Annotated in this window: 21 protein-coding genes and 1 pseudogene; 13 read left to right on the top strand and 9 right to left on the bottom strand. The window is 66.7% G+C overall.

All coding sequences use genetic code 11. The annotated features are described in order from the left end of the window. Positions 1 to 12 precede the first annotated feature (12 nt). The 3 genes from trpC (at position 13) to BAC01S_RS29055 (ending at position 2,457) form a co-directional block, all read left to right on the top strand. Positions 13 to 798: an indole-3-glycerol phosphate synthase TrpC gene (trpC, locus tag BAC01S_RS29065; protein ID WP_027797902.1), complete on the top strand. Its 786-nt coding sequence runs from the start codon at positions 13 to 15 to the stop codon at positions 796 to 798. Between the two features lie 15 nt (positions 799 to 813). Continuing rightward, complete coding sequence (locus BAC01S_RS29060) at positions 814 to 1,440, top strand: CYTH domain-containing protein (RefSeq protein WP_027797901.1); 627 nt, start codon at positions 814 to 816, stop codon at positions 1,438 to 1,440. A gap of 78 nt (positions 1,441 to 1,518) precedes the next feature. Continuing rightward, positions 1,519 to 2,457: a uracil-DNA glycosylase gene (locus tag BAC01S_RS29055; RefSeq protein WP_027797900.1), complete on the top strand. Its 939-nt coding sequence runs from the start codon at positions 1,519 to 1,521 to the stop codon at positions 2,455 to 2,457. Positions 2,458 to 2,567: 110 nt separating this feature from the next. On the opposite strand, the gene BAC01S_RS29050 is transcribed toward BAC01S_RS29055, so the two are convergent. From BAC01S_RS29050 to BAC01S_RS29035, 4 genes are all read right to left on the bottom strand, one after another. Beyond that, a complete protein-coding gene (locus tag BAC01S_RS29050; RefSeq protein ID WP_027797899.1) occupies positions 2,568 to 3,164 on the bottom strand; it encodes an FMN-dependent NADH-azoreductase in 597 nt (198 codons plus the stop codon). Between the two features lie 185 nt (positions 3,165 to 3,349). Further along, positions 3,350 to 5,140 carry a M61 family metallopeptidase gene (locus BAC01S_RS29045; RefSeq protein ID WP_027797898.1) on the bottom strand — a complete coding sequence of 597 codons (1,791 nt, stop codon included), beginning with the start codon at positions 5,138 to 5,140 and terminating at the stop codon, positions 3,350 to 3,352. 88 nt (positions 5,141 to 5,228) lie between these two features. After that, a complete protein-coding gene (locus tag BAC01S_RS29040) occupies positions 5,229 to 5,957 on the bottom strand; it encodes a DsbC family protein (protein WP_027797897.1) in 729 nt (242 codons plus the stop codon). Positions 5,958 to 6,208: 251 nt separating this feature from the next. After that, positions 6,209 to 7,381 carry a UbiH/UbiF family hydroxylase gene (locus BAC01S_RS29035; RefSeq protein ID WP_027797896.1) on the bottom strand — a complete coding sequence of 391 codons (1,173 nt, stop codon included), beginning with the start codon at positions 7,379 to 7,381 and terminating at the stop codon, positions 6,209 to 6,211. A gap of 163 nt (positions 7,382 to 7,544) precedes the next feature. On the opposite strand from BAC01S_RS29035, the gene ychF reads away from it, so the two are divergent. Then, positions 7,545 to 8,639 (top strand): redox-regulated ATPase YchF, encoded by a 1,095-nt coding sequence (gene ychF / locus BAC01S_RS29030; protein ID WP_027797895.1) that lies wholly within the window; start codon positions 7,545 to 7,547, stop codon positions 8,637 to 8,639. Between the two features lie 90 nt (positions 8,640 to 8,729). Here the strand turns inward: ychF and BAC01S_RS29025 are convergent, their stop codons facing one another. Together BAC01S_RS29025 and BAC01S_RS29020 are read right to left on the bottom strand one after the other, a co-directional pair. Further along, complete coding sequence (locus BAC01S_RS29025) at positions 8,730 to 9,203, bottom strand: GNAT family N-acetyltransferase (RefSeq protein ID WP_407667973.1); 474 nt, start codon at positions 9,201 to 9,203, stop codon at positions 8,730 to 8,732. 14 nt (positions 9,204 to 9,217) lie between these two features. Continuing rightward, positions 9,218 to 9,490, bottom strand: a complete 273-nt coding sequence (locus tag BAC01S_RS29020) for a type II toxin-antitoxin system TacA family antitoxin (protein ID WP_043204133.1) — start codon at positions 9,488 to 9,490, stop codon at positions 9,218 to 9,220. Between the two features lie 255 nt (positions 9,491 to 9,745). Between BAC01S_RS29020 and ettA the strand changes: the two genes are divergently transcribed. Further along, positions 9,746 to 11,410 carry an energy-dependent translational throttle protein EttA gene (ettA, locus tag BAC01S_RS29015; RefSeq protein ID WP_027797892.1) on the top strand — a complete coding sequence of 555 codons (1,665 nt, stop codon included), beginning with the start codon at positions 9,746 to 9,748 and terminating at the stop codon, positions 11,408 to 11,410. A 205-nt stretch (positions 11,411 to 11,615) separates the two neighbouring features. Beyond that, positions 11,616 to 12,785 (top strand): DUF748 domain-containing protein, encoded by a 1,170-nt coding sequence (locus BAC01S_RS29010; protein ID WP_043204132.1) that lies wholly within the window; start codon positions 11,616 to 11,618, stop codon positions 12,783 to 12,785. Positions 12,786 to 12,807: 22 nt separating this feature from the next. On the opposite strand, the gene BAC01S_RS29005 is transcribed toward BAC01S_RS29010, so the two are convergent. Genes BAC01S_RS29005 through BAC01S_RS28995 form a run of 3 tightly spaced genes read right to left on the bottom strand, consistent with a single transcriptional unit; the run spans position 12,808 to position 15,562 of the window. Further along, positions 12,808 to 13,431 (bottom strand): HAD family hydrolase, encoded by a 624-nt coding sequence (locus tag BAC01S_RS29005; RefSeq protein ID WP_027797890.1) that lies wholly within the window; start codon positions 13,429 to 13,431, stop codon positions 12,808 to 12,810. A gap of 23 nt (positions 13,432 to 13,454) precedes the next feature. Next, positions 13,455 to 15,269 (bottom strand): aminopeptidase P family protein, encoded by a 1,815-nt coding sequence (locus BAC01S_RS29000; RefSeq protein ID WP_027797889.1) that lies wholly within the window; start codon positions 15,267 to 15,269, stop codon positions 13,455 to 13,457. A gap of 38 nt (positions 15,270 to 15,307) precedes the next feature. Continuing rightward, entirely contained in the window at positions 15,308 to 15,562 is a 255-nt protein-coding gene (locus BAC01S_RS28995; RefSeq protein ID WP_027797888.1) for a hypothetical protein, read from the bottom strand. A gap of 187 nt (positions 15,563 to 15,749) precedes the next feature. Between BAC01S_RS28995 and BAC01S_RS33085 the strand changes: the two genes are divergently transcribed. From BAC01S_RS33085 to BAC01S_RS28960, 7 genes and pseudogenes are all read left to right on the top strand, one after another. Further along, positions 15,750 to 16,511 (top strand): response regulator transcription factor, encoded by a 762-nt coding sequence (locus tag BAC01S_RS33085; RefSeq protein WP_043204130.1) that lies wholly within the window; start codon positions 15,750 to 15,752, stop codon positions 16,509 to 16,511. A gap of 27 nt (positions 16,512 to 16,538) precedes the next feature. Beyond that, a pseudogene (gene hemA / locus BAC01S_RS33080) lies at positions 16,539 to 17,804 on the top strand (glutamyl-tRNA reductase); the annotation flags it as partial. 216 nt (positions 17,805 to 18,020) lie between these two features. After that, positions 18,021 to 19,103, top strand: coding sequence for a peptide chain release factor 1 (prfA, locus tag BAC01S_RS28980; RefSeq protein WP_027797887.1), 1,083 nt, complete (start codon positions 18,021 to 18,023; stop codon positions 19,101 to 19,103). Next, positions 19,093 to 19,974, top strand: a complete 882-nt coding sequence (prmC, locus tag BAC01S_RS28975; RefSeq protein ID WP_027797886.1) for a peptide chain release factor N(5)-glutamine methyltransferase — start codon at positions 19,093 to 19,095, stop codon at positions 19,972 to 19,974. Before prfA ends, prmC begins: the two co-directional genes overlap by 11 nt. A gap of 126 nt (positions 19,975 to 20,100) precedes the next feature. Then, positions 20,101 to 20,412, top strand: a complete 312-nt coding sequence (gene grxD / locus BAC01S_RS28970; RefSeq protein WP_027797885.1) for a Grx4 family monothiol glutaredoxin — start codon at positions 20,101 to 20,103, stop codon at positions 20,410 to 20,412. Between the two features lie 72 nt (positions 20,413 to 20,484). Next, positions 20,485 to 21,099, top strand: a complete 615-nt coding sequence (locus BAC01S_RS28965) for a UbiX family flavin prenyltransferase (protein ID WP_027797884.1) — start codon at positions 20,485 to 20,487, stop codon at positions 21,097 to 21,099. Between the two features lie 139 nt (positions 21,100 to 21,238). Next, complete coding sequence (locus BAC01S_RS28960) at positions 21,239 to 22,036, top strand: DODA-type extradiol aromatic ring-opening family dioxygenase (protein WP_043204138.1); 798 nt, start codon at positions 21,239 to 21,241, stop codon at positions 22,034 to 22,036. The last annotated feature ends 144 nt before the right edge of the window (positions 22,037 to 22,180 follow it).

The raw sequence follows: 22,180 nt of genomic DNA, 5'->3' as shown, positions 1-22,180 counted from the left end.
TTGCAGACCACCATGAGCGACATTCTCGAAAAGATCATCGCGGTCAAGCGCGAAGAAGTCCGCGCCGCCGAAGCAAGCGCGCCGCTCGAAGAGCTGCGCCTCGCGGCGGCGTCGCGCGATCTGCGCGACTTCGTCGGCGCGCTGCGCGCGAAGCACGCGAACGGCCTCGCGGCCGTGATCGCCGAAGTGAAGAAGGCAAGCCCCTCGAAGGGGGTGCTGCGCGAGCACTTCGTCCCGGCCGACATCGCGCGCTCGTATGCGGAGCACGGCGCGGCCTGCCTCTCGGTGCTGACCGACGTGCAGTTCTTCCAGGGCAGCGCCGCCTACCTCGAAGCCGCGCGAGCCGCCTGCACGCTGCCGGTGCTGCGCAAAGACTTCATCGTCGATCCGTACCAGATCCTCGAAGCTCGCGCGATGGGCGCCGACGCGATCCTGCTGATCGCGGCCGCACTCGAGCCGGGCCAGATGCGCGACCTCGAAGCCTACGCGCACTCGCTCGGCCTCGCGGTGCTCGTGGAAGTGCACGACCGCGAAGAGCTCACGCACGCGCTCACGCTGAACACGCCGCTCATCGGCATCAACAATCGCAATCTGCGCACCTTCGAAACGACGCTGCAAACCACCATCGACATGCTCGACGACGTGCCGGAAGATCGCATCGTCGTGACGGAGTCGGGCATCCTCGCGCGCGCGGACGTCGAGAAGATGCGCGCGCTGTCCGTGCACACGTTCCTCGTGGGCGAAGCGTTCATGCGCGCCGAGCATCCCGGCGCGGAACTCGCGCGCATGTTCTTCTGATAGCGGGGCACAGCCATGGCCATCGAACGGGAAATCAAGCTCGCGCTACCGCGCGATCAGGTGGACGCGGCGCTGCGGCTGTTCGAAAAGCGCGCGGGCACGCCTGGACGCGCCGTGCGGCTGGAGAACGTCTATTTCGACACGCCGGCCCTCACGCTGGCGCGCGCAAAGAGCGCGCTGCGGCTGCGGCACACGCCGGACGGCTGGCTGCAGACATTCAAGACGGCCGGCGTCGCCCAGAACGGCCTGCATGCGCGGCACGAATGGGAAATGCCGGTGGCGGGCGAGGCGCTCGAAACCGACCGCCTTCTGCACGAGTGCAACGAGGCAGGCGTCGCGACGGCGCTCTCCGAAGCCGCGCCCGCGCTGATCGCCCTCTTTCGCACCGACTTCACACGCACGTTATGGATGCTGTCGGTCGAAGGCGCACAAATCGAAGCCGCCATCGACCAGGGCGAAATCACGGCGGAGGTGAACGGCGAAACGCGCCGCACACCGATCTGCGAGATCGAACTGGAGCTGAAGGACGGCGACGAAGCCGCGCTGCACACGCTCGCCGCGCAACTCGCAGCAGAATTGCCGGGCCTCGCTCCCGACAACATCAGCAAGGCGCAGCGCGGCTACCGGCTGCGCGAAAGCTGAACGCGAGGGCGAAACATCAGGACGGCGGGGCGCGCGCCGCATTGAAACGCCGCGCGATTGCTGCGAAACTTCCCGCCCATGACTTCCACGAAACGCACGCGCGCGGCGGAACCGGTGCAGGCCTCGCTCTTCGACGACGACCTGCCGGCCACCGCGCAGGACACGCTCGACGAGCCGGCCGCCCCCGAAATCGATCCGCGCCAGATCTCGATCTTCTCGCTGCTCGACGACGATCCGCTCTCCGCTCCGTCCGTTAGCCAGGCCGCACCCATCATGCCTCACGCCACCCAGGCGCCCATCCAGCGCCTCGAAGACCAGTTCGACGCCCTACCCGCCGCCTGGCGCAAGCTGCTGGAGCCGTTCACCGCCGGCGATGCTTACCCGCAGCTCTGCCGCTTCGTCGACGAAGAGCGCGCCGCGGGCAAGACCGTCTATCCCGCCGATGTGTTCCGCGCCCTGCGCCTCACCTCGCCCGACGACGTGAAGGTGGTGATCCTCGGCCAGGACCCGTACCACGGCGAAGATCGCGGGACGCCGCAGGCGCACGGCCTCGCGTTTTCGGTGCCGCCCGCCGTGCGGCCGCCGCCGTCACTGCGCAATATCTTCAAGGAAATTGCGACGAGCCTTGGCATCGAAGCGCCGGATCACGGCTGCCTCGACGCATGGGCACGCCAGGGCGTGCTGCTGCTCAACACCGTGCTGACCGTCGAGCGGGCCCATGCCGCCAGCCACGCCAAACACGGTTGGGAACGCTGCACCGACACGCTGATTCACGAACTCGCCACGCGCCACGAGCATCTCGTGTTCATGCTGTGGGGCGCCCACGCGCAGGCAAAGCGCGCGCTGGTCGAAGCGCAGCCGCATTGCGTGCTGGAAGCGCCGCATCCGTCGCCGCTTTCGGCGCATCGCGGCTTTCTGGGCTGCGGGCATTTCGCGCAGGCCAACGCGTACCTCGAAGCGCGCGGCCGCAAGCCGATCGACTGGCGTCTGCCCGAGAAGGCCGAAGTGCTCGCCTGAGCCGCGAGCGGGGCGCGCAAACAAAAAACGCCACGAAATCGCTTTCGTGGCGTTCTTCTTTACGGCTAGCCGATATGGCGGGCGGGCAGAGGCGCCGGCCGCCGCAAGACTTACGCCGCTGCGATGGCGTCGCGTGCGCCCGCGAGCGCGGCGCTAGCGGCTTCCGGCCCCATGTTCAGGCCTTCGGCGTAGATGAAGCTCACGTCGGTCATGCCGAGGAAGCCGAGGAACGACTTCAGGTACGGCGTCTGGCTGTCGTGCGGCGTGCCGTGATACTTGCCGCCGCGTGCCGAGACCACGAACACCTTCTTGCCCTTCACGAGGCCTTCCGGACCGTTCGCCGTGTACTGGAAAGTGATGCCGGCACGGGCAATCCAGTCGAAGTAGGTCTTGAGCTGCGACGAGATGCCGAAGTTGTACATCGGCGCACCGATCACGATGATGTCCGCGGCCTGCAGTTCGGCGATCAGCGCTTCGCTGCGCGCGGCGACGGCTTGCTGCTCCGGCGAACGCTGCTCGGCCGGCGTGAAGAACGCGCCGAGAACGGCGTCGTCGAGGTGCGGCAGCGGTTCCGCCTGCAGGTTGCGGGTGACAACCTTTGCGCCGGCATGCGACTGTTGCAGTTTGCTCGTCAATTCGTTGACGAGCAGCGTCGACTGGGCGCCTTGCGAGCGGGCGGCGGAATTGATTTGCAGGATCGTGGTCATGGTGGCTCCTTCGGGTTTGGGTGCGCGGCGTTGCGCGAGTGAAGGCATTGTGTTTATTTGCCGCGCCGCGAAAAAGAGGTCCACCGATGACGGATTGTTGCAGCGATAGGACAATCGCCGGCATGGAAAAAGCAGCGCGCTCTCCTGCGCCGCTTTTGTCTGATCTTTGAGGCCGGCGCGAGCGCTCAGCCCGCCAGCCAGCGCTCGCGCAGCGCGCGCGACGCGGGCCGCTTGTCGGTGACGGCGAGCTTGTAGCGCGCGACGTCCGGCGCGTCGAGCGTGAGGCGCGCCACGCGCAGTTCGTCGCGCCGGAACGCATGAATCTCCACTTTCGCGCCGGGCTGATAGCGCCCGAGCAGGCCGTCCAGGTTCGAACCCGTCACGCGCAGGCCGTCGAGCGCGACCAGCACGTCGCCGGCCGAAAGACCGGCTTTCTGCGCCGCGCCGCCCTCGAACACCACCGCGAGCGACGCGTCCGCGCCGCCGCGCAGGCGTGCGCCCAGCGACGGCTTCGCGCCGCGCTCCGGCTCGCCGTCGAGCGCCACGCCGAACGGCTCGAGGAGCGTCGCAAGCGGCAGGTCGCGCGTGCCGCGCACGGCATCGGCAAAGAGACCGCCCAGCCACACGCCGGTCGCCTCGGCAATCAGCGCCTCGACTTCATCCTCGCCCACGCCCACCGGCTTGCCGCGATAGAAGTCGCGTCCGTAACGCTGCCACAGCAAACGCATCACGTCGTCGAGCGATTTTCGCCCGCCCGTTTCGGCGCGGATCGCGAGGTCGAACGCGAGCGCCACGAGCGAGCCCTTCGTGTAGTAGCTGACGATCGCGTTCGAAGCGTTCTCGTCCTGGCGGTAGTATTTGACCCACGCGTCGAACGAGCTTTCTGCGACGCTCTGCTTCAAGCGTCCCGCGCCGCGCAGCACCCCGCCCACCGTTTTGCCAAGGAGACCAAAGTAATCGTCGGCGGCAATGAGGCCGCTGCGCACGAGCATCAGGTCGTCGTAATACGACGTGAAGCCTTCGAAGAGCCACAGCAGCGAGGTGTAATCCTCGCGCGTGAGGTCGTACGGCACGAACGCCGCCGGCTTGATGCGCTTGACGTTCCAGGTGTGGAAGTACTCGTGGCTGCACAGACCCAGGTACGTGCGATAGCCCTCGCTCATCTCGGCCTTGCCCTTCACCGGCAGATCCGTGCGGTTGCAGATCAGCGCAGTGGAAGCGCGATGCTCGAGGCCGCCGTAGCCGTCGCTCACGGCTTGCGTCATGAACACATAGCGCTCCATCGGCGCGCGCTTCGTGCGCGGTTCGAAGAGCGCGATCTGGGCCTCGCAGATCTTCTTCAGGTCGCCGGCCAGACGTTCGGCGTCGAGTCCGATCACGCGGCCCGCGATCACGATGTCGTGCGGCACGCCGTGCGCCTTGAAGCTCGCCAGCGTGAAATCGCCGAGCGTCACCGGATGGTCGATCAGTTCGTCATAGCCCGACGCTACGTACTCGCCGAAGCCGTAGCGCTTGGTGCCGCGCGCTTCGGCCATCGCGGTGGCGACGCGCCAGTGGCGATACGCATGGCCATCGGGGCGCTGGATGTCGACGACGCATTGCGCGTCCTCGTGGCCCGGCACCGCGAGAAACACGCTCGTGCCGTTGAAGAAACCCACCGTGTCGTCCAGGTGCGCCGCGCGCACCGAAAGGTCCCACGCGTACACCTCGTAGCGCAGCGTGAGCGCGCCCTTCACGGGCGCCGCCTGCCAGCTGTGCTTGTCGGTCTTGCTCACGCGCACCTTGCGGCCGGCGTCGTTGAACGCGCGCAGCGTGACGATGTTGCGCGCGAACTCGCGGATCATGTAGCTGCCCGGAATCCACACCGGAAGCATGAAGCGCTGGCCGTCCGGCGCGGGATCCTCGACGGTGAGCGTTACCTCGAACAGATGCGCGGCGGGGTTCTTCGGGACGATGGTGTATCGGATCGGCTTCATCGGCGGAATCGGTAACGGGGTTCAGGGCCAGACGCGGCAGACAAAAAAAGACCGGCCGCTCTGAGCGGCCGGTGTCGTCCTGCGAGACTCAGTGCGCTTCGTTCAGCTCGCGCTCGAGCCGGTCCGCCGAGACGGCGCCTGGCAGGCGGCGGCCGTCGGCAAGGATCACGGTGGGCGTGCCGGTGACGTTCATCTTCGCGCCGAGCGCGAGATTGCTGTCGATCGCGGCGGTATTGCAGGTGCCGGCGGCCGAAGGCGCCTCGCGATTCAGCATCCACGACTCCCACGCCTTCGCGCGATCCGACGAACACCAGATGGACTTGGCCTTCACCTCCGAATCGGGCGAAAGGACCGGGTACAGGAAGGTGTAGACCGTGACGTTATCGATCGACTTCAGCGTGTTTTCGAGCTGATGGCAGTACGGACAGTTCGGGTCGGAGAACACCGCCATCTTGCGGCTGCCGTTGCCCTTCACCACCTTCACGGCGTTCGCGAACGGCAGGCTCGCGAAGTTGACGCGGTTCAGGTCCGCGAGGCGCGCGTCGGTGAGATTGGTGCGCGTCTTCGTGTCGACGAGGTCGCCGATCAGCACGTAGTCGCCGTTCGCGTCGCTGTAGATGATCTGCGAGCCGAGGTTCACCTCGTAGAGCCCGGCCACCGGCGCCTTCGTGATGCCCTTGATGTCGGTGTCCGAGCCGAGGCGCGCCTGCAGCGTGGCCTTCAGCTTGTCGGTGACCTGATCGGCCTGGGCCGAGCAGCCGAGCACGGCGGTCATCGCCGCGAGAACGAGCGCGGCAATCCGGATTCGCTTTTGCATGACTTGCTTCCTGATTCTGTCTGGCGCGCGGCTCGCGCGCGCCGGTGTTCGGTGTGGATGACAAAAGGGACAAAGCGGGACGAAACAAAGGGGACAAGAGGCAAACTGGCCCCGGTTCGTTCCCGCCTGCTCCGGGGCCCGGCCGGTCAGGCCGTTGCGCCTGCACCTGCCGCAGGCCCTTGCGGCTTCAGCCATTCTGACGCCGCGAGGCGGGTACAGCAACCGCTATTCCCGCCGCGCGGCCGTGCCGGTCAGCCCAGCGCCGCGGCAACCAGCCAGCGTTTGAGGAGCGGTTGCGCGCCCACGAACGCCATGCCGGTGTTGCGCACGGCCTGCGCAATCGTACCGGGAATCGAGAACAGCCGTTGCAGGCCGTCGGTCGCGACGACGAGCTTGCGGATGTCCTCGCGGCGGCCGCGCTCGTAGCGACGCAGGAGCACGGTGTCGCCGAGGTCGCGGAACGCCTCTTTCTGCGCGATCACGTCGACGAGCGCCGCCACGTCGCGCAGGCCGAGATTCACGCCCTGGCCCGCGAGCGGATGGATGAGGTGCGCGGCGTCGCCGACGAGCGCCACGCGCGGGGCGATCAGCCGGTCGACAGTCTGAAGCGCGAGCGGAAAACCGCGCGCGGACGTCACGCATTCGAGCGTTCCCACCTGCTCCAGCGTCACGCGTTCGACTTCGGCGGCGAGCTGCTGAGGATCGAACCGCAGCAGCGCTTCGGCATGCTCCGTCTGCGCCGACCAGACGAGCGACACATGCTGATCCGGCAGCGGCAAAAGCGCGATGATCTCACCGTCTCGAAACCACTGGAATGCGGCCTCGCCGTGCGGCCGCGAGGCGCGGAAATTCGCGACCACCCCCGTCTGGCGATACTCACGCCGCGCGACAGTCGAGCCGATCTGGGCGCGCACCCACGAATGCGCGCCATCGGCGCCGATCGCGAGATCGGCTTCCAGCGTGCGGCCGTTGGCCAGGCCGATCTCGGCCGCGTGCGGTTTGATGTCGAGCGTCTGGGCGCGCGAATCGATCCACGTGAGGTTGGGCTGGAAATGCAGCGCGGCGTCGAGCGCGCGTTCCACCACCGACGATTCGGCGATCCACGCAAGCTGCGCCACCGAGGCCTGCCAGGCCGAGAAATGCAGCTCGGCGGCCGCGTCGCCGAACACACGCATGTCGTAGACGGGCGTGAGGCGCGCGGAGTCGATGGCCTGCCAGACTCGCAGCCGCTCGAACAGCGCATGGGAGCTGCGCGAGAACGCGTAGACGCGTGCGTCGAACACCGCGTCGGCGGGCAGCGGAACACAGGGCTGCGCGAGCAGCGCCACGCGCAGGCCACCCTGGGTCAGCGCGAGCGCCGCCGACTTGCCGACAAGCCCGCCGCCGATCACGACGACGTCGAAAGTCTGGTTGGTTGCAGTCATCCGCGCATTATAGCCGCGGGGCGCCTTGTGAAAGGGTCGGACGGGCGGGCGTTTAGGGGGGTCGAACACGCGGTCCATTGCCGCAGATTCGGCCCGCGCGCAGGGCGGACCCGCGCCCGGAGGAGGTTACAATTACGGTTTTGGGTGACAAGCAGAGATTTACATGAGCCTCCAATGCGGCATCGTCGGCTTGCCTAACGTCGGCAAGTCCACCCTCTTCAACGCGCTGACCAAAGCGGGCATCGCCGCCGAAAACTATCCGTTCTGCACGATCGAGCCGAACGTCGGCGTGGTCGAAGTGCCGGATCAGCGCCTGAAGGCGCTTGCCGAAATCGTCAAGCCCGAGCGCGTCTTGCCGGCCGTGGTCGAGTTCGTCGACATCGCGGGCCTCGTCGCGGGCGCGAGCAAGGGCGAAGGCCTCGGCAACCAGTTCCTCGCGAACATCCGCGAAACCGACGCCATCACGCACGTCGTGCGCTGCTTCGAGGACGACAACGTGATCCACGTCGCGGGCAAGATCGATCCGCTCGCCGACATCGAAGTGATCAACACCGAACTCGCGCTCGCCGACCTCGGCACCGTCGAGAAGGCCCTCACGCGCTATTCGAAGGCCGCGAAATCGGGCAACGACAAAGAAGCGGCAAAGCTCGTCGCCGTGCTGGAAAAGGTGCGCGCGCAGCTCGACGAGGCAAAGCCCGTGCGCGCGCTCAGCCTGAGCGAGGACGAACAGGCGCTCATCAAGCCGTTCTGCCTGATCACCGCGAAGAAGACGATGTACGTGGCGAACGTGAAGGACGATGGCTTCGAAAACAATCCGCACCTCGAAGCCGTGCGCAAGTACGCCGAAGCCGAAAACGCGCCGGTCGTGGCGGTTTGCGCCGCGATCGAGGCCGAAATCGCCGACCTCGACGACGAAGACAAGTCCGCCTTCCTCGCCGACATGGGCATGGAAGAGCCGGGACTCGACCGCGTGATCCGCGCGGGCTTCAAGCTGCTCGGCCTGCAGACGTACTTCACGGCGGGCGTGAAGGAAGTGCGCGCGTGGACGATCCACATCGGCGACACCGCCCCGCAGGCCGCCGGCGTGATCCACACCGACTTCGAGCGCGGCTTCATCCGCGCGCAGACCATCGCCTACGCCGACTACATCCAGTACAAGGGTGAAACCGGCGCGAAGGAAGCCGGCAAGATGCGCGCGGAAGGCAAGGAATATGTCGTGCACGACGGCGACGTGATGAACTTCCTGTTCAACGTCTGAGCGCACTCCGTAAGCTGCATCGGTAAAACAACCCGCGACAGACAAACCCCACGCTTTTTTCGAGGCGTGGGGTTTTGTTTTTCGAGAGTGTTACGGTTTTCGCTTGAGCGAAAGCATCAAGATCATCGGATGCACTGGCGACTCGCGAAAACCGTAGTACTCGTAAAACCGTTTCGCATGCTCGTTCAGCGCGTGAACGAGCAAAGCCCGAACACCGGCGTTTTCCGCGACCGAATACACGCGAATGACGGCATCCTGGAGCAAAGCCACACCAAGCTTGTTGCCTTGGGCGCGAACATCGACGGCAAGCCTCGCGAGCACCATGACCGGCACCGGGTCGGGCATATTGCACCGGATGGGGCCGGGGGCATCCGAATGGGCGACGGCCCCCGCCGCAAGCGCGTAATACCCCAGCACGCACTGGTCGGGATCGGCCACGACGAAGGTACGACTGGCTCCGTTCAGGTGGTTGGTCAATGCGCGCTGTTTGAGCCAGTTGTCGAGGGACGGTTCACCGCACCGGAATTCGTCGAGCCGATGCGTTGCGGCGAGCGACTGCGGCACCGAAAGCCGTACTTTCACGCTTTGTCCGTGTCCCACGTAGCCTTGACAGCCATCAAACGCTTGAGGCCTTGATTGGAATCTTGAGGCTCGTCCAGCAGCGCCGTGAACTGCCGGAATTTGTCCGCATCCAGGCCGAAAAAGACCTGATCCAGCACAACGGCCTTCGCACGCTCGCACGCGGCTTCCAGCATGAAATCCGAACGATTCTTGCCCAGCAGATCGGCGGCGTGGTCGATCAGGTCGCGCTGCTCCGGCAGCGCCCGTAGATTGATAGACGCGTTGCGCATGGCACTCCTCTCTTGCGTATACACAACAGCTACACATCGTAGGCTGACGTATAGCTGTTGTCAACACAAGACGCCGGGCTCGTTGCCCGAAGGAATTGCAGCACCCTCTGTCGAGTCCCCCCGGATTCACGCCCCATCGCCCGCGCCCCGTACAATAGCGGTTTGCGCGACACCCCAATTCGCGGTCCGACGCCTCGCCTGCAAGCGCATCACCCGCGTCCCGCCCCCTTTTCTCCCGTTTCCAAAGACACTCTCATGGCCCAATACGTCTTCACCATGAACCGGGTCGGCAAGATCGTGCCGCCCAAGCGCCAGATCCTGAAGGACATCTCGCTGTCGTTCTTCCCGGGCGCGAAGATCGGCCTGCTCGGCCTGAACGGCTCGGGCAAGTCCACGCTCATCAAGATCATGGCTGGCGTCGACAAGGACATCGAAGGCGAAGCCACGCCGATGCCGAATCTGAACATCGGCTATCTGCCGCAGGAGCCGCAGCTCGACCCCGAAAAGACCGTGCGCGAAGCGGTCGAAGAGGGTCTGGGCGACGTGTTCAACGCGCAGAAGAAGCTTGACGAGATCTACGCCGCCTACGCGGAGCCGGACGCCGACTTCGACGCGCTCGCAGCAGAACAGGCGAAATACGAAGCGATCCTCGCCACGACCGACGGCAGCGCGGAACAGCAGATCGAAATCGCCGCCGACGCGCTGCGCCTGCCGGCCTGGGACGCGAAGATCGGCAATCTGTCGGGCGGTGAAAAACGCCGTGTCGCGCTGTGCAAGCTGCTGCTCGAAAAGCCCGACATGCTGCTGCTGGATGAGCCGACCAACCACCTGGATGCCGAATCGGTCGAGTGGCTGGAGCAGTTCCTCACGCGCTTTCCGGGCACCGTGGTCGCCGTAACCCACGACCGCTACTTCCTCGACAACGCCGCCGAGTGGATTCTCGAACTCGACCGCGGCCACGGCATTCCCTGGAAGGGCAACTACTCCAGCTGGCTCGACCAGAAGGAAGAGCGCCTGAAGCAGGAAGAAGCGACGGAATCGGCGCGCCAGAAGGCGATCAAGAAGGAACTGGAGTGGGTGCGCCAGAACCCGAAGGGCCGCCAGGCCAAGTCGAAGGCGCGTATCGCGCGCTTCGAGGAACTGTCGAGCCAGGACTACCAGAAGCGCAACGAAACGCAGGAAATCTTCATTCCGGCAGGCGAGCGTCTGGGCAGCGAAGTCATCGAGTTCAAGAACGTCAGCAAGTCCTATGGCGACCGTCTGCTGATCGACAACCTCAGCTTCAAGATTCCGGCGGGCGCGATCGTCGGCATCATCGGGCCGAACGGCGCCGGTAAATCGACGCTGTTCCGCATGCTCACGGGCAAGGAGCAGCCGGATTCGGGCGAGATCGTGCAGGGCCCGACCGTCAAGCTCGCCTACGTCGACCAGAGCCGCGACGCGCTGGCCTCCGACAAGACCGTGTTCGAGGAAATCTCGGGCGGTGCGGACGTGCTGACCGTGGGCAAGTACGAAACGCCGTCGCGCGCGTACATCGGCCGCTTCAACTTCAAGGGCGGCGATCAGCAGAAGATCGTCGGCAACCTCTCGGGCGGCGAGCGCGGCCGTCTGCATCTGGCCAAGACGCTGATCTCGGGCGGCAACGTGCTGCTGCTCGACGAGCCGTCGAACGACCTCGACGTCGAAACGCTGCGCGCGCTCGAAGATGCCCTGCTCGAATTCGCGGGCTCGGTCATGGTGATTTCGCACGATCGCTGGTTCCTCGACCGCATCGCGACGCACATCCTCGCGTTCGAAGGCGACTCGCAAGTCACGTTCTTCGACGGCAACTATCAGGAGTACGAGGCCGACAAGATCAAGCGTCTCGGCGAAGAAGCCGCGCGGCCCAAGCGTCTGCGCTACAAGCCGATCAGCCGCTAGGCGGCGCGGGTTCGCACCCGACCTGCGCGCGGTTCGGCCGAACCGCGCGCAGGCAACAGCAGCGACGGCAGCCCTCGGGCTGCCGTTTTTTCTGGCACGCGCGGCATGGCGGTTGCTCGAAACCCGCTACGCTGCTTCCGATGTCCCACGCCGGGCCGTGCCGCTTTCGCGACGGCGCCCGGTCCTTCTGCGCGAGGTGCCCTGTATGGCGAAGCCGATTTCCCACCGCCGCGTCCCACGCTTCGTTACCGTCGCCGCGATCGTGTTGGCGGTGCTGGTGCTGGGCGCGCTCGGCGGCCTCTACGCCTTGCAGCATGCGGTGAAGTTGCGTGTGGCCGAGGCGCTCGCGCCCATCGGCAGCGCCGGCCGCATCGACGTCGCGTTCACGCTGAATTCGGTCGAACTGTCCGACGTCCACATCAAGGCGCCGCCCGGCTGGCCGGCTGCCGACGCACTGCACGCCGGGCGCATTACCGTCACCCCCGACCTGCGTGCATTCCTCGCGCACCGCGTCCATGTTCGCGACATCACGGTGCGCGACTTCACGATGAACGTCGTGCGCGGCGCGGACGGTTCGATCCAGATCCTGCCGAACCTGCGCACGGCCATGCAAAGCGAGGCGACGGCGCCCGCCTCCGGCACATCGGCCGGCCAGCCCATGCCGTCCGAAAAGCTCATCGACCACGTCGCCTTCGAGCATGGCGCGTTCGTCTTCTACGATCGCTCGGTGAGCGATCCGCCGTACCAGGTCACCGTAAGCGACGCCAATGCGACGGTCGATCGCCTCCATTTGCCCGCGCTCGCGGAGCCGACCCAGGTGTCGGTGACAGGCTCGATCAAGGGTCCGCAGCACATCGGGCAGGTCTTGTTCAGCGGATGGATACGCATCGCGAGCAAGGATTCGCAGACCACCACGACGTTGCGCGGCGTCGACATCGTGACGCTCGATCCTTACCTGCTGCGCAAGGCCAGCACGAAGGCGCAGGTCACCGGCGGCACGCTGGACCTCGACATCACCTCGACGGTGAATGCGTACCGCCTGCACGCGCCCGGCACGCTCACGCTGCATCACCTGCAGCTCGCGCCCGGCGGCGACCCGCTCGACACCTTCCTCGCGATCCCGACGCGTGCCGCCATCGCCGCGCTCAAGGCGCACAACGGCGACATCACGCTGCATTTCGTGCTCGACGGGAATCTGCACGATCCGAAGTTCCGCCTCGACGAAAACCTGACGATGCAGTTGCGCACCGGCTTTGCAAAGGTGCTCGGCGTGAGCGCGGAGGGCGTGGTGCAAGGCGCCGGCCAGACCGCGAAGGGTCTCGCCGATGCGTTGCGCAATCTGCTGGGAGGAGCAAGCGCGCAGCCGTCGAAATAAACGCGGCGGCGCGCCAAGAGCGTCAGATGGGCAGGCCCAGTTCGCGCAGCCGGGCGTCGGTGGCGGCGTTGCTCGTGTGATGCACACCGTGCCAGCCGAGCGCCGTGGCGGCCTCGGCGTTGTGGCGATTGTCGTCGATGAAGACGAGCTCTTCAGGCCGCACGCCGGGCAGTTGTGCGTCGATGCGGCGGAACATTTCGTGGAAGATCGCCGCGTCGGGCTTCACGAGCTGCACGCGCCCGGACACCACGATGTCGCGGCAGCGCCGCAGCACGTCGAAGCGCTCCCAGGCCCACGGAAAAGTCTCCGCGGACCAGTTCGTCAGGCCAAAGAGCGGCACGCCGGCCGCCTCGAGCCGCTCGAAGGTCGCGACGCCGCCTTCGAGCAGGCCGCCGATCATCTCGTGCCAGCGTTCGTAGAACGCGCGAATCAGCGCCTCGTGCTCCGGAAACTTCGCCACGAGCTCCGCCGTGCCCTCGGCGATCGGCTGGCCGCCGTCCTGGCGCACCACCCAGTCCATCGTGCAGACGTGGCTGAAGAACCAGCGGCGCTCGTTCTCGTCCGGAATCAGCTCGCGATACAGGTACTCGGGACTCCAGTCCACGAGCACGCCGCCGAAGTCGAATACCACTGCCTTGATCGTCATCGCCGCTTTCCCTGGAATTCCGCTCAGATCGGTTGCGTGCGGGCTTCGAGCCACGCGAGCGCAGCGCCGGAGAGCAGCGGCGACACGCGCAGCCGCACCGTGCGGTGGTAGTCGTTGAGCCATTCGCGCTCGTCGTCGCGCAGGAGCGACGTGTCGATGCAGCGCGTATCGATCGGGCAGAGCGTGAGCGTTTCGAACATCAGGAAGTCGCCGAACTCCGTCTTCTGGGCAGGCTGGTTCAGCACGAGGTTCTCGATGCGCACGCCCCACTTGCCCGGCCGGTAGATGCCCGGCTCGACCGAGGTGATCATGCCCTCTTCCATGGCCGTCCACGGCTCGGCGGGCGCGTAATGCGAAATCACCTGCGGGCCTTCGTGCACGTTCAGGAAGTAACCCACGCCGTGCCCCGTGCCGTGACCGTAGTCCGCGCCGGCAGCCCAGATCGGCGCGCGCGCGACGGCGTCGAGCATCGGCGAGCGGATGCCGCGCGGAAACTGCACGCGCGAAAGCGCCATCATGCCCTTCAGCACGATCGTGAAATCGCGCTTCTGCTCGTCGCTCGGCGTGCCGACGGGCACGACGCGCGTGATGTCGGTCGTGCCGTCCAGGTACTGGCCGCCCGAGTCGATCAGCAGCAGGCCGTCGCCTTCGATCACGCTATGCGATTCGGGCGTCGCGCGGTAATGCGGCATCGCGCCGTTCGCGTTGAAGCCAGCGATCGTCGCGAACGAGGGCGACACGTAGCCGGGTTGGCGCTCGCGCGCGGCGGTGAGCTTTTCGTCGATGGTGAGCTCGGTGATCGTCTCGCGCCCCTGCGCGGCTTCGAACCATGCGAAGAATTCAGCGAGCGCGGCGCCGTCCTGCTCCATCGTCTTGCGCACGTGCTCCGCCTCGGCGGCGGTCTTGCGCGACTTGAAGAAGGTGCTCGGATTGATCGACTCGACGAGCTTCACGCCCGCGGACAGCGCCTGCAGCAAGCCGAATGTCACGCGCCGCGGGTCCACGAGCAGCGACTCGCCCACCGGCAACGCGGCGAGCGCCGCCGGCGCCTCCGCATAGGGCGCGATGCGCACGTTGTCGCGCGCGAGCGACTGGGCGAGCGCCACCGGCACCTTGCCGTCGGCGACGAAGAGCGTTGCGGCGTCCGGCCCGATCAGCGCGTGCGCGACAAACACCGGGTTGTAGCTCACGTCGGTGCCGCGCAGGTTGAAGAGCCAGGCGAGATCGTCGAGCGTCGAAATGAAGTGCCACTGCGCGCCCTTCTCCTGCATCGCGCGGCGCACCTGGGCGAGCTTGCCGGCGCGGCTCGCGTCGGCATGCGGAGCGGCGTGTTCGTAGACGAGTTCGTGTGGCAGCGCGGGACGCGCGGGCCATACTTCGTCGAGCAGGTCGAGGTCCGTGCGCAGCTTCACGCCGTGCGCCGTCAGCGCGCCGGAGAGCACGCGCGCCGTGGCCACGCCCAGCACCGCGCCGTCCACGGCAACCGTGCCGCCCGCCGCCACGTTCTGCGCGAGCCACTCGATGTGCGGGGCGGTCTGCTGGCCGCCCGTCATCTTCATGAGCTGAATGCCCGTAGCCGCGAGCTGGTTCTCAGCCTGCGTCCAGTAGCGGCTGTCCACCCACACGCCCGCGAAATCCTTCGTCACGACCAGCGTCCCCACCGACCCCGTGAAGCCCGAGAGCCACTGCCGCCCTTGCCAGCGTGGCGGCAGATATTCGGAAAGATGCGGGTCGGCGGACGGCACGAGCATGGCGTCGACGCCCGCGCGTGCCATCTCGGCGCGCAGGGCGGCGATCCGTTCGGGGATCGTGGAGGGATCGGGAAGTCGGGCGTTCATGGTTTCACCTGCGGGAAATATTCGAACGGGGGCGTCGGCTAACGCCGCAGACGCAGCGCGACGGCGAGCGCCGCGAGAGCGAGTGCAAAGGCCGTGCAGACGGGCCACTCGAGGAGCTCGCCATCGTAGAAGAGACCGGTGACACGCCCGCCCACCCTGGCCAGCGCGACGCCGAGCACGCCCGCGACAAGCGCCAGAACAAGGCCGCTGCGCGTGCGGCGGCGCAGCGGATGCAGCCACCAGCCCGCGAAACCGACCACGATGCCGAGCACGACGATACCTGGCCAACCCATCAGGAATCCGCCCTAAGCACTTTCGGACTTATCTGATAGGGATGTCGCCCCGTTCGGACTAGCATTTTTTCTCATTTAACCGATTTTCACTGAAAGACGGTCGGCTCGGCGCGCCCCGTGAGCGAATGAGTGTAGGGGGCGGCATCGCGCAAGGCAAGCGCATCCGGCCGCAGCGGCCGGAATCCCCATGCGAATCGCTCTTGTCGAGCCCGATGCGAGTCAGGCCGAACCCATCCTGCGCCTGCTCATTGCAGGCGGGCACGCGTGTCAGCGTTTCCCCGACAGCGCCTCCCTCCTCACCGCCCTCGAGAACGACGCGTTCGACCTCATGCTGGCCGCCTGGTGGTGCGGCGACGGGGGCGCCGACGACCTGATGCCGCGTGTGCGCCACACGTTGCCCGGCTTGCCGGTGATCGTGCTGATGGTGGCGCCGCACGAAAGCGAGATCGTCTCCGCACTGCACGCAGGCGCCGACGACTGCATGGCCAAACCGGTACGCGGTCCCGAGATGCTGGCCCGCATCGACGCATTGCTGCGCCGCGCCGGCGTGCGGCGGCCGCACAACCGCGCGCACCATGGCTTTGGCGCCTACCTGTTCGATTCGGGAAGCTACGCGGTCACGTTCCGGGGCCAGACCGTGACCCTCACGCCGAAGGAATTCCGTTTCGCGCTGCTGCTCTTCACGAATGCATCGCGCCCTGTTTCCCGGGCGCGCATTCTCGAAACGGTCTGGAATCTGAACCGCGACGTAAGGTCGCGTACGCTCGACACGCACGCCTCGCGCCTGCGCAGCAAGCTGCAGATCGCGCCCGAGCACGGCTGGCGCCTCACAACGCTGTACGGATTCGGCTACCAGCTGGAAAGATTGCCGGTGGCCAAGGCGGCAATGTCCAGCGCGGAATACCCGGACTCTGCCGGCGGCCATGTCGGAAGCGAGGAAAAGTTATAATATCCGCCTAAATCTTGCCCCCATGGTATGCAGCTTCTAACGATCGGAATCAACCACCACACCGCGCCTGTCGCCTTGCGCGAACGCGTGGCGTTTCCGCTCGAACAGATCAAGCCTGCACTCGCCCTGTTCAAGGACGCCTGGTCGAGCCGCCGCGCGCTCAACGCGCCGGAAGCGGCCATCCTGTCCACCTGCAACCGCACCGAGCTCTACTGCGTGACCGACGACCACGCCTCGCGCGACGCCGCCGTCCAGTGGCTGTCGCAGTATCACGGCATCCGCGAAGAGGAACTGGCGCCGCACGTCTATGCGCTGCCGCAGTCGGAAGCCGTGCGCCATGCGTTCCGGGTGGCATCGGGGCTCGATTCGATGGTGCTCGGCGAAACACAGATCCTCGGCCAGATGAAGACCGCGGTGCGCACGGCCACCGAAGCCGGCGCGCTCGGCACCTATCTGAACCAGTTGTTCCAGCGCACCTTCGCCGTCGCGAAGGAAGTGCGCGGCACGACGGAAATCGGGGCGCAATCGGTATCGATGGCTGCCGCGGCCGTGCGTCTCGCGCAGCGCATCTTCGACAAGATCGCCAACCAGCGCGTGCTGTTCATCGGCGCGGGCGAAATGATCGAGCTGTGCGCCGCGCACTTCGCCGCGCAGCAGCCGCGCGAGCTCGTGGTGGCGAACCGCACCGCCGAGCGCGGCCGCTACGTTGCAGAGCGCTTCGGCGGCCACGCCATTCCGCTCTCCGACCTGCCCACGCGCATGCACGAGTTCGACATCGTCGTGTCGTGCACGGCCTCCACGCTGCCGATCATCGGCCTTGGCGCTGTCGAGCGCGCGGTGAAGGCGCGCCGCCATCGCCCGATCTTCATGGTCGACCTCGCGGTGCCGCGCGATATCGAAGCCGAAGTCGGTCAGCTAGAAGACGTGTTCCTCTACACCGTCGACGACCTGGGCACGATCGTGCGCGAAGGCAATGCCTCTCGCCAGGCTGCCGTCGCGCAGGCCGAGACGATCATCGAAACGCGCGTCGCGAACTTCATGCAGTGGCTCGACTCGCGCAGCATCGTGCCGGTGATCCGCCACATGCACACCCAGGCCGACACGCTGCGCCGCGCCGAACTGGAGCGTGCACGCAAAATGCTCGCGCGCGGCGACGATCCGTCCGCCGTGCTCGAAGCGCTCTCGCAGGCGCTCACCAACAAGCTGATCCACGGTCCGACGCACGCGCTCAACAGCGTAAGCGGCGAAAACCGCGAGTCGCTCATCGAACTGATGAGCGGTTTCTACCGGCATGGCCAGTCCGGCCAGCCGGGCCGTGGCGCGCGCGACGCGCAGGCGGCCCCGTCCGCGGCTTCCGCGGCCGATACGTCTTCCGAATCGTCCGGTTCTTCGGACCGTTAGCGGCGTGAACCGCCACGGCGGCGTCAGCCCACGCCGCACGCCCGGGCACGCCGCCCGCTACTCCTTTTTCTCCCGCAGCCCTACCCGGAGCCGCTCCGACCCGCCCCGATGAAAACGAGCATGCAATCCAAGCTCGACCAGCTGACGACACGCCTGGCCGAGCTGAACGACCTGTTGAGCCGTCCCGACGTGACGTCCAACCGCGACCAGTACCGCAAGCTCACGCGTGAGCATTCGGAGCTGGGGCCCGTGGTCGAGCAGTACGCGCACTGGCGCCAGGCAAGAGACGACGAAGCGGCGGCGAAAGACCTGCTTGCCGACGCCTCGATGCGCGAGTTCGCCGAAGACGAGGTGAAAAGCGCTCGCGAACGCATGGCGCAACTGCAGCTCGAATTGCAGAAAATGCTGCTGCCGAAAGACCCCAACGACGAGCGCAACGTCTTCCTCGAAATCCGCGCGGGCACGGGCGGCGACGAGTCGGCCCTGTTTGCGGGCGACCTGCTGCGCATGTACCTGCGCTTCGCGGAGCGCAGCCGCTGGCAGATCGAGATGATGTCGGCGAGCGAGTCGGACCTCGGCGGCTACAAGGAAGTGATCGTGCGCATCGCGGGCGAAGCCGCGTACTCGAAGCTCAAGTTCGAGTCGGGCGGCCATCGCGTTCAGCGCGTGCCGGCCACCGAAACACAGGGCCGCATCCACACGTCCGCATGCACGGTGGCGGTGATGCCCGAAGCCGACGAAATCGGCGAGGTCGAGATCAATCCCGCCGATCTGCGTATCGACACCTTCCGCGCCTCGGGCGCGGGCGGGCAGCACATCAACAAGACCGATTCGGCGGTGCGCGTCACGCACATGCCGACCGGCATCGTGGTCGAATGCCAGGATGACCGCTCGCAGCACAAGAACAAGGATCGGGCGCTCAAGGTGCTCGCCGCGCGCATCAAGGACAAGCAGTACCAGGAGCAGCACGCCAAGGAAGCAGCGACGCGCAAGAGCCTCGTCGGTTCGGGTGACCGCTCGGAGCGCATTCGCACCTACAACTTCCCGCAGGGACGCCTCACCGATCACCGCATCAACCTCACGCTCTACCGCCTCGAATCCATCATGGACGGCGAGCTCGACGAACTGATCGGCGCGCTCGTCTCGGAACATCAGGCCGAGCAGCTCGCCTCGCTCGGCGATGCGGACTGACGCCGCACGCAGCCGCCTTGAGCAAGCCGTGAAAAACGAAACCGCCGACGCCCTGCTGCGCGCCTCGCCGCTGCCCGCGCTCGAAGCGCGCATCCTGCTCATGCACGTGCTGGGCTGGCGCCGCACCGAGCTCATCACGCGCGGCGACGAAGCGCTCGATCCCGCGCGCGTCGACGCGTATCGCGCACTCGAAGCCCGCCGCGCGCGCGGCGAACCCATCGCACAACTGGTGGGCACCCGCGAGTTCTACGGCCTCGACTTCGAAGTCACCCCAGACGTGCTGATTCCGCGCCCCGAGACCGAGCTGCTGGTCGAAACGGCGCTGGCCGCCATCGCAGGGCTCGCGCGGCCGCGCGTACTCGATCTCGGCACCGGCAGCGGCGCCATTGCGGTGGCGATCGCCTCGGCGCGGCCCGACGCGCGCGTCTGGGCAGTCGACCGCTCGGCGGCGGCGCTCGGCGTCGCCGCGCGCAACGCGCAGCGTCTGCTCGACACCAGCCGCCCGGGCGGCGCACTCACCTTCGTCGGCGCGAGCTGGTACGACGCCCTCGACCCGGCGCTGCGCTTCGAGGCGATCGTGAGCAATCCGCCCTACATCGCAAGCGGCGACCCGCATCTCGACGCAGGCGACCTGCGCTTCGAGCCGCGCGGCGCGCTCACCGATGAAGCCGATGGTCTCACGGCCCTGCGCGCCATCGTGGCCGGCGCGGGCGCACATCTCGCGCCGGGCGGCGTGCTCTGGATGGAACACGGCTACGACCAGGCCGAGGCCGTGCGCGCGCTGCTGGAACGGCAAGGATTCAGCGAGGTGCGCTCGGAAAAGGATCTCGCCGGCATCGAACGGATCAGCGGCGGCCGGCTGGCGGGCTGAACGCCGCGGCGGCGCTCCTGGCAGCGCTTCATACCGCGCTTTGTACGGCCTTTTACGCCCGGCTCGCGCAGGCGAAATCCGCTATCATTTCATCCTGTTCCGCATCAATACATTGCAAGGTCAGTCATGGACACCCAACAACGCATCAAGCAAATCGTCGATGAAAACGCCGTCGTCCTCTTCATGAAGGGCAACGCGCAGTTTCCGATGTGCGGCTTCTCGGGCCGCGCGGTGCAGATCCTCAAGGCCTGCGGCGTCGATCAGTTCAAGACCGTCAACGTGCTCGAGGACGAAGCGATCCGCCAGGGCATCAAGGAATTCTCGAACTGGCCGACCATTCCGCAGCTTTATGTGAAGGGCGAATTCGTCGGCGGCTCGGACATCATGATGGAGATGTACCAGAACGGCGAACTGCAGCAGCTGTTTGCCCAGGCGTAAGCGCCGGAGGGCGGCGGCCACGCGCCTGCCGTCCTGCTGGCCACCCTGCTTCGCGCTCAACCCCGCCTTTTCGTGAACGCTTCCGGCGTCGCCCCTTCCGCCGCCCCGCGCAGACTGATCGTCGCCATCACCGGTGCGACCGGCGCGATTTACGGCGTGCGCATCCTCGATATGCTGCGCAAACTCGGCGGTGTCGAGACCCATCTGCTGATCTCGTCGGCCGGCTGGCTCAACATCCAGCACGAACTGCAGCTCTCCAAAGACGATCTCCACGCGCGCGCCGACATCGTGCATTCGGTGCGGGACGTCGGCGCCAGCATTGCGTCGGGCTCGTTCGCCACCGACGGCATGATCGTCGCGCCCTGCTCGATGAAGACGCTCGCCAGCGTGGCGCACGGGCTCTCCGACAACCTGATCGCGCGCGCCGCCGACGTCACGCTCAAGGAGCGCCGCCGCCTCGTGCTGCTCGTGCGCGAAACGCCATTCAACCTCGCGCATCTGCGCAACATGACGGCCGTGACCGAAATGGGCGGTGTGATCTTCCCGCCGCTGCCCGCCTTCTACAACCAGCCCGCCTCGATCGACGAGATGGTCGATCACACGGTCGCACGCGTGCTCGACCTGTTCGCACTCGGCCCAGCGCTTTCGCCCGCCTGGCAGGGGCTGCGCGGCGGTGGCGCCGACTGAGGCGCGCGGGCGCTCCGCCTGGCAATTACCAACAGCGGCGACACAATCAATTCCCTTTCGCCCTGTTTAATTCGTTGCGGTAGACACTTATATTGATCGCAACTTAGTCTTTTCGGGCTGCTCGTTGCGGCCTGCGATCATGACCACCACTACCCGTCTGCCTACCCTGTTCCTGTCGCACGGCGCTCCGACGCTGCCGATCGACCCGTCGCTGCCCTCCGGCGGCTTCATCGCGCTCGCCTCGCAATTGCCGCGTCCCGAAGCCGTGCTGATGCTGTCGGCGCACTGGGGTACGCTCCAGCCCGTCGTGAGCACCGCAAGACAGCCGGAGACGATCCACGACTTCTACGGCTTTCCGCGTGCGCTCTACGAAATCCAGTATCCGGCGCCAGGCGCACCCGACGTCGCGCAACGCGCCGCCGCGCTGCTGCGCGACCAGGGCGTGGCCGTGGGCGAGGAGTCGCATGGCCTCGACCACGGCGCCTGGGTGCCGATGCTGCTGATGTTCCCCGAAGCGAACGTGCCGGTCGCTCAGCTGTCGATCCAGCCGCGCGCCGATGCCGCCCACCACTACGCGCTTGGCCGCGCGCTGCGCGCCCTGCGCGAAGATGGCGTGATGGTGATCGGCTCGGGCCAGATCACGCATAACCTGCGCGCAGCGGACTTCTCGGCGCGACCGGAAGACGCCGACCCACGGGTAGCCGAATTCACGGACTGGTTCGAAGCGCATCTGGCTGCACGCGACATCGACGCGCTGCTCGACTACCGCCGCCGCGCACCGCACGCGCAGCTGATGCACCCGACCGACGAGCACCTGCTGCCGGTCTTCACGGCGCTCGGCGCCGCGGACGATGACTACACGTTCGGCGTCCAGTCGCTGGGCACCTACCAGCGGGCACTCGCGATGACGAACTACGTATTCGGCTCCGCCCACTGATCGATACGGCACGCGCTGCCGCACGAAAAAGGCCCGCCTGAATCGCTCCAGGCGGGCCTCGCTATTTCATGGCGGCGCACGCGCCGCCAAAGAAGGGATCAGTGCGCGCCGATGCCCTCGAGCACCTCGTCCTGCTCGTCACGC

It is taken from the genome of Paraburkholderia acidipaludis NBRC 101816 (genome assembly GCF_000684975.1).
Taxonomy (GTDB): Bacteria; Pseudomonadota; Gammaproteobacteria; order Burkholderiales; family Burkholderiaceae; genus Paraburkholderia; species Paraburkholderia acidipaludis.
The sequence above is the reverse complement of the archived record's forward strand: the minus strand, read 5'-3'. Positions and strand labels throughout refer to the sequence as shown.

Coding starts and splice junctions, on each gene's coding strand:
- trpC (WP_027797902.1), top strand. CDS start 13: ATGAGCGACATTCTCGAAAAGATCATCGCGGTCAAGCGCGAAGAAGTC.
- BAC01S_RS29060 (WP_027797901.1), top strand. CDS start 814: ATGGCCATCGAACGGGAAATCAAGCTCGCGCTACCGCGCGATCAGGTG.
- BAC01S_RS29055 (WP_027797900.1), top strand. CDS start 1,519: ATGACTTCCACGAAACGCACGCGCGCGGCGGAACCGGTGCAGGCCTCG.
- BAC01S_RS29050 (WP_027797899.1), bottom strand. CDS start 3,164: ATGACCACGATCCTGCAAATCAATTCCGCCGCCCGCTCGCAAGGCGCC.
- BAC01S_RS29045 (WP_027797898.1), bottom strand. CDS start 5,140: ATGAAGCCGATCCGATACACCATCGTCCCGAAGAACCCCGCCGCGCAT.
- BAC01S_RS29040 (WP_027797897.1), bottom strand. CDS start 5,957: ATGCAAAAGCGAATCCGGATTGCCGCGCTCGTTCTCGCGGCGATGACC.
- BAC01S_RS29035 (WP_027797896.1), bottom strand. CDS start 7,381: ATGACTGCAACCAACCAGACTTTCGACGTCGTCGTGATCGGCGGCGGG.
- ychF (WP_027797895.1), top strand. CDS start 7,545: ATGAGCCTCCAATGCGGCATCGTCGGCTTGCCTAACGTCGGCAAGTCC.
- BAC01S_RS29020 (WP_043204133.1), bottom strand. CDS start 9,490: ATGCGCAACGCGTCTATCAATCTACGGGCGCTGCCGGAGCAGCGCGAC.
- ettA (WP_027797892.1), top strand. CDS start 9,746: ATGGCCCAATACGTCTTCACCATGAACCGGGTCGGCAAGATCGTGCCG.
- BAC01S_RS29010 (WP_043204132.1), top strand. CDS start 11,616: ATGGCGAAGCCGATTTCCCACCGCCGCGTCCCACGCTTCGTTACCGTC.
- BAC01S_RS29005 (WP_027797890.1), bottom strand. CDS start 13,431: ATGACGATCAAGGCAGTGGTATTCGACTTCGGCGGCGTGCTCGTGGAC.
- BAC01S_RS29000 (WP_027797889.1), bottom strand. CDS start 15,269: ATGAACGCCCGACTTCCCGATCCCTCCACGATCCCCGAACGGATCGCC.
- BAC01S_RS28995 (WP_027797888.1), bottom strand. CDS start 15,562: ATGGGTTGGCCAGGTATCGTCGTGCTCGGCATCGTGGTCGGTTTCGCG.
- BAC01S_RS33085 (WP_043204130.1), top strand. CDS start 15,750: ATGCGAATCGCTCTTGTCGAGCCCGATGCGAGTCAGGCCGAACCCATC.
- prfA (WP_027797887.1), top strand. CDS start 18,021: ATGAAAACGAGCATGCAATCCAAGCTCGACCAGCTGACGACACGCCTG.
- prmC (WP_027797886.1), top strand. CDS start 19,093: ATGCGGACTGACGCCGCACGCAGCCGCCTTGAGCAAGCCGTGAAAAAC.
- grxD (WP_027797885.1), top strand. CDS start 20,101: ATGGACACCCAACAACGCATCAAGCAAATCGTCGATGAAAACGCCGTC.
- BAC01S_RS28960 (WP_043204138.1), top strand. CDS start 21,239: ATGACCACCACTACCCGTCTGCCTACCCTGTTCCTGTCGCACGGCGCT.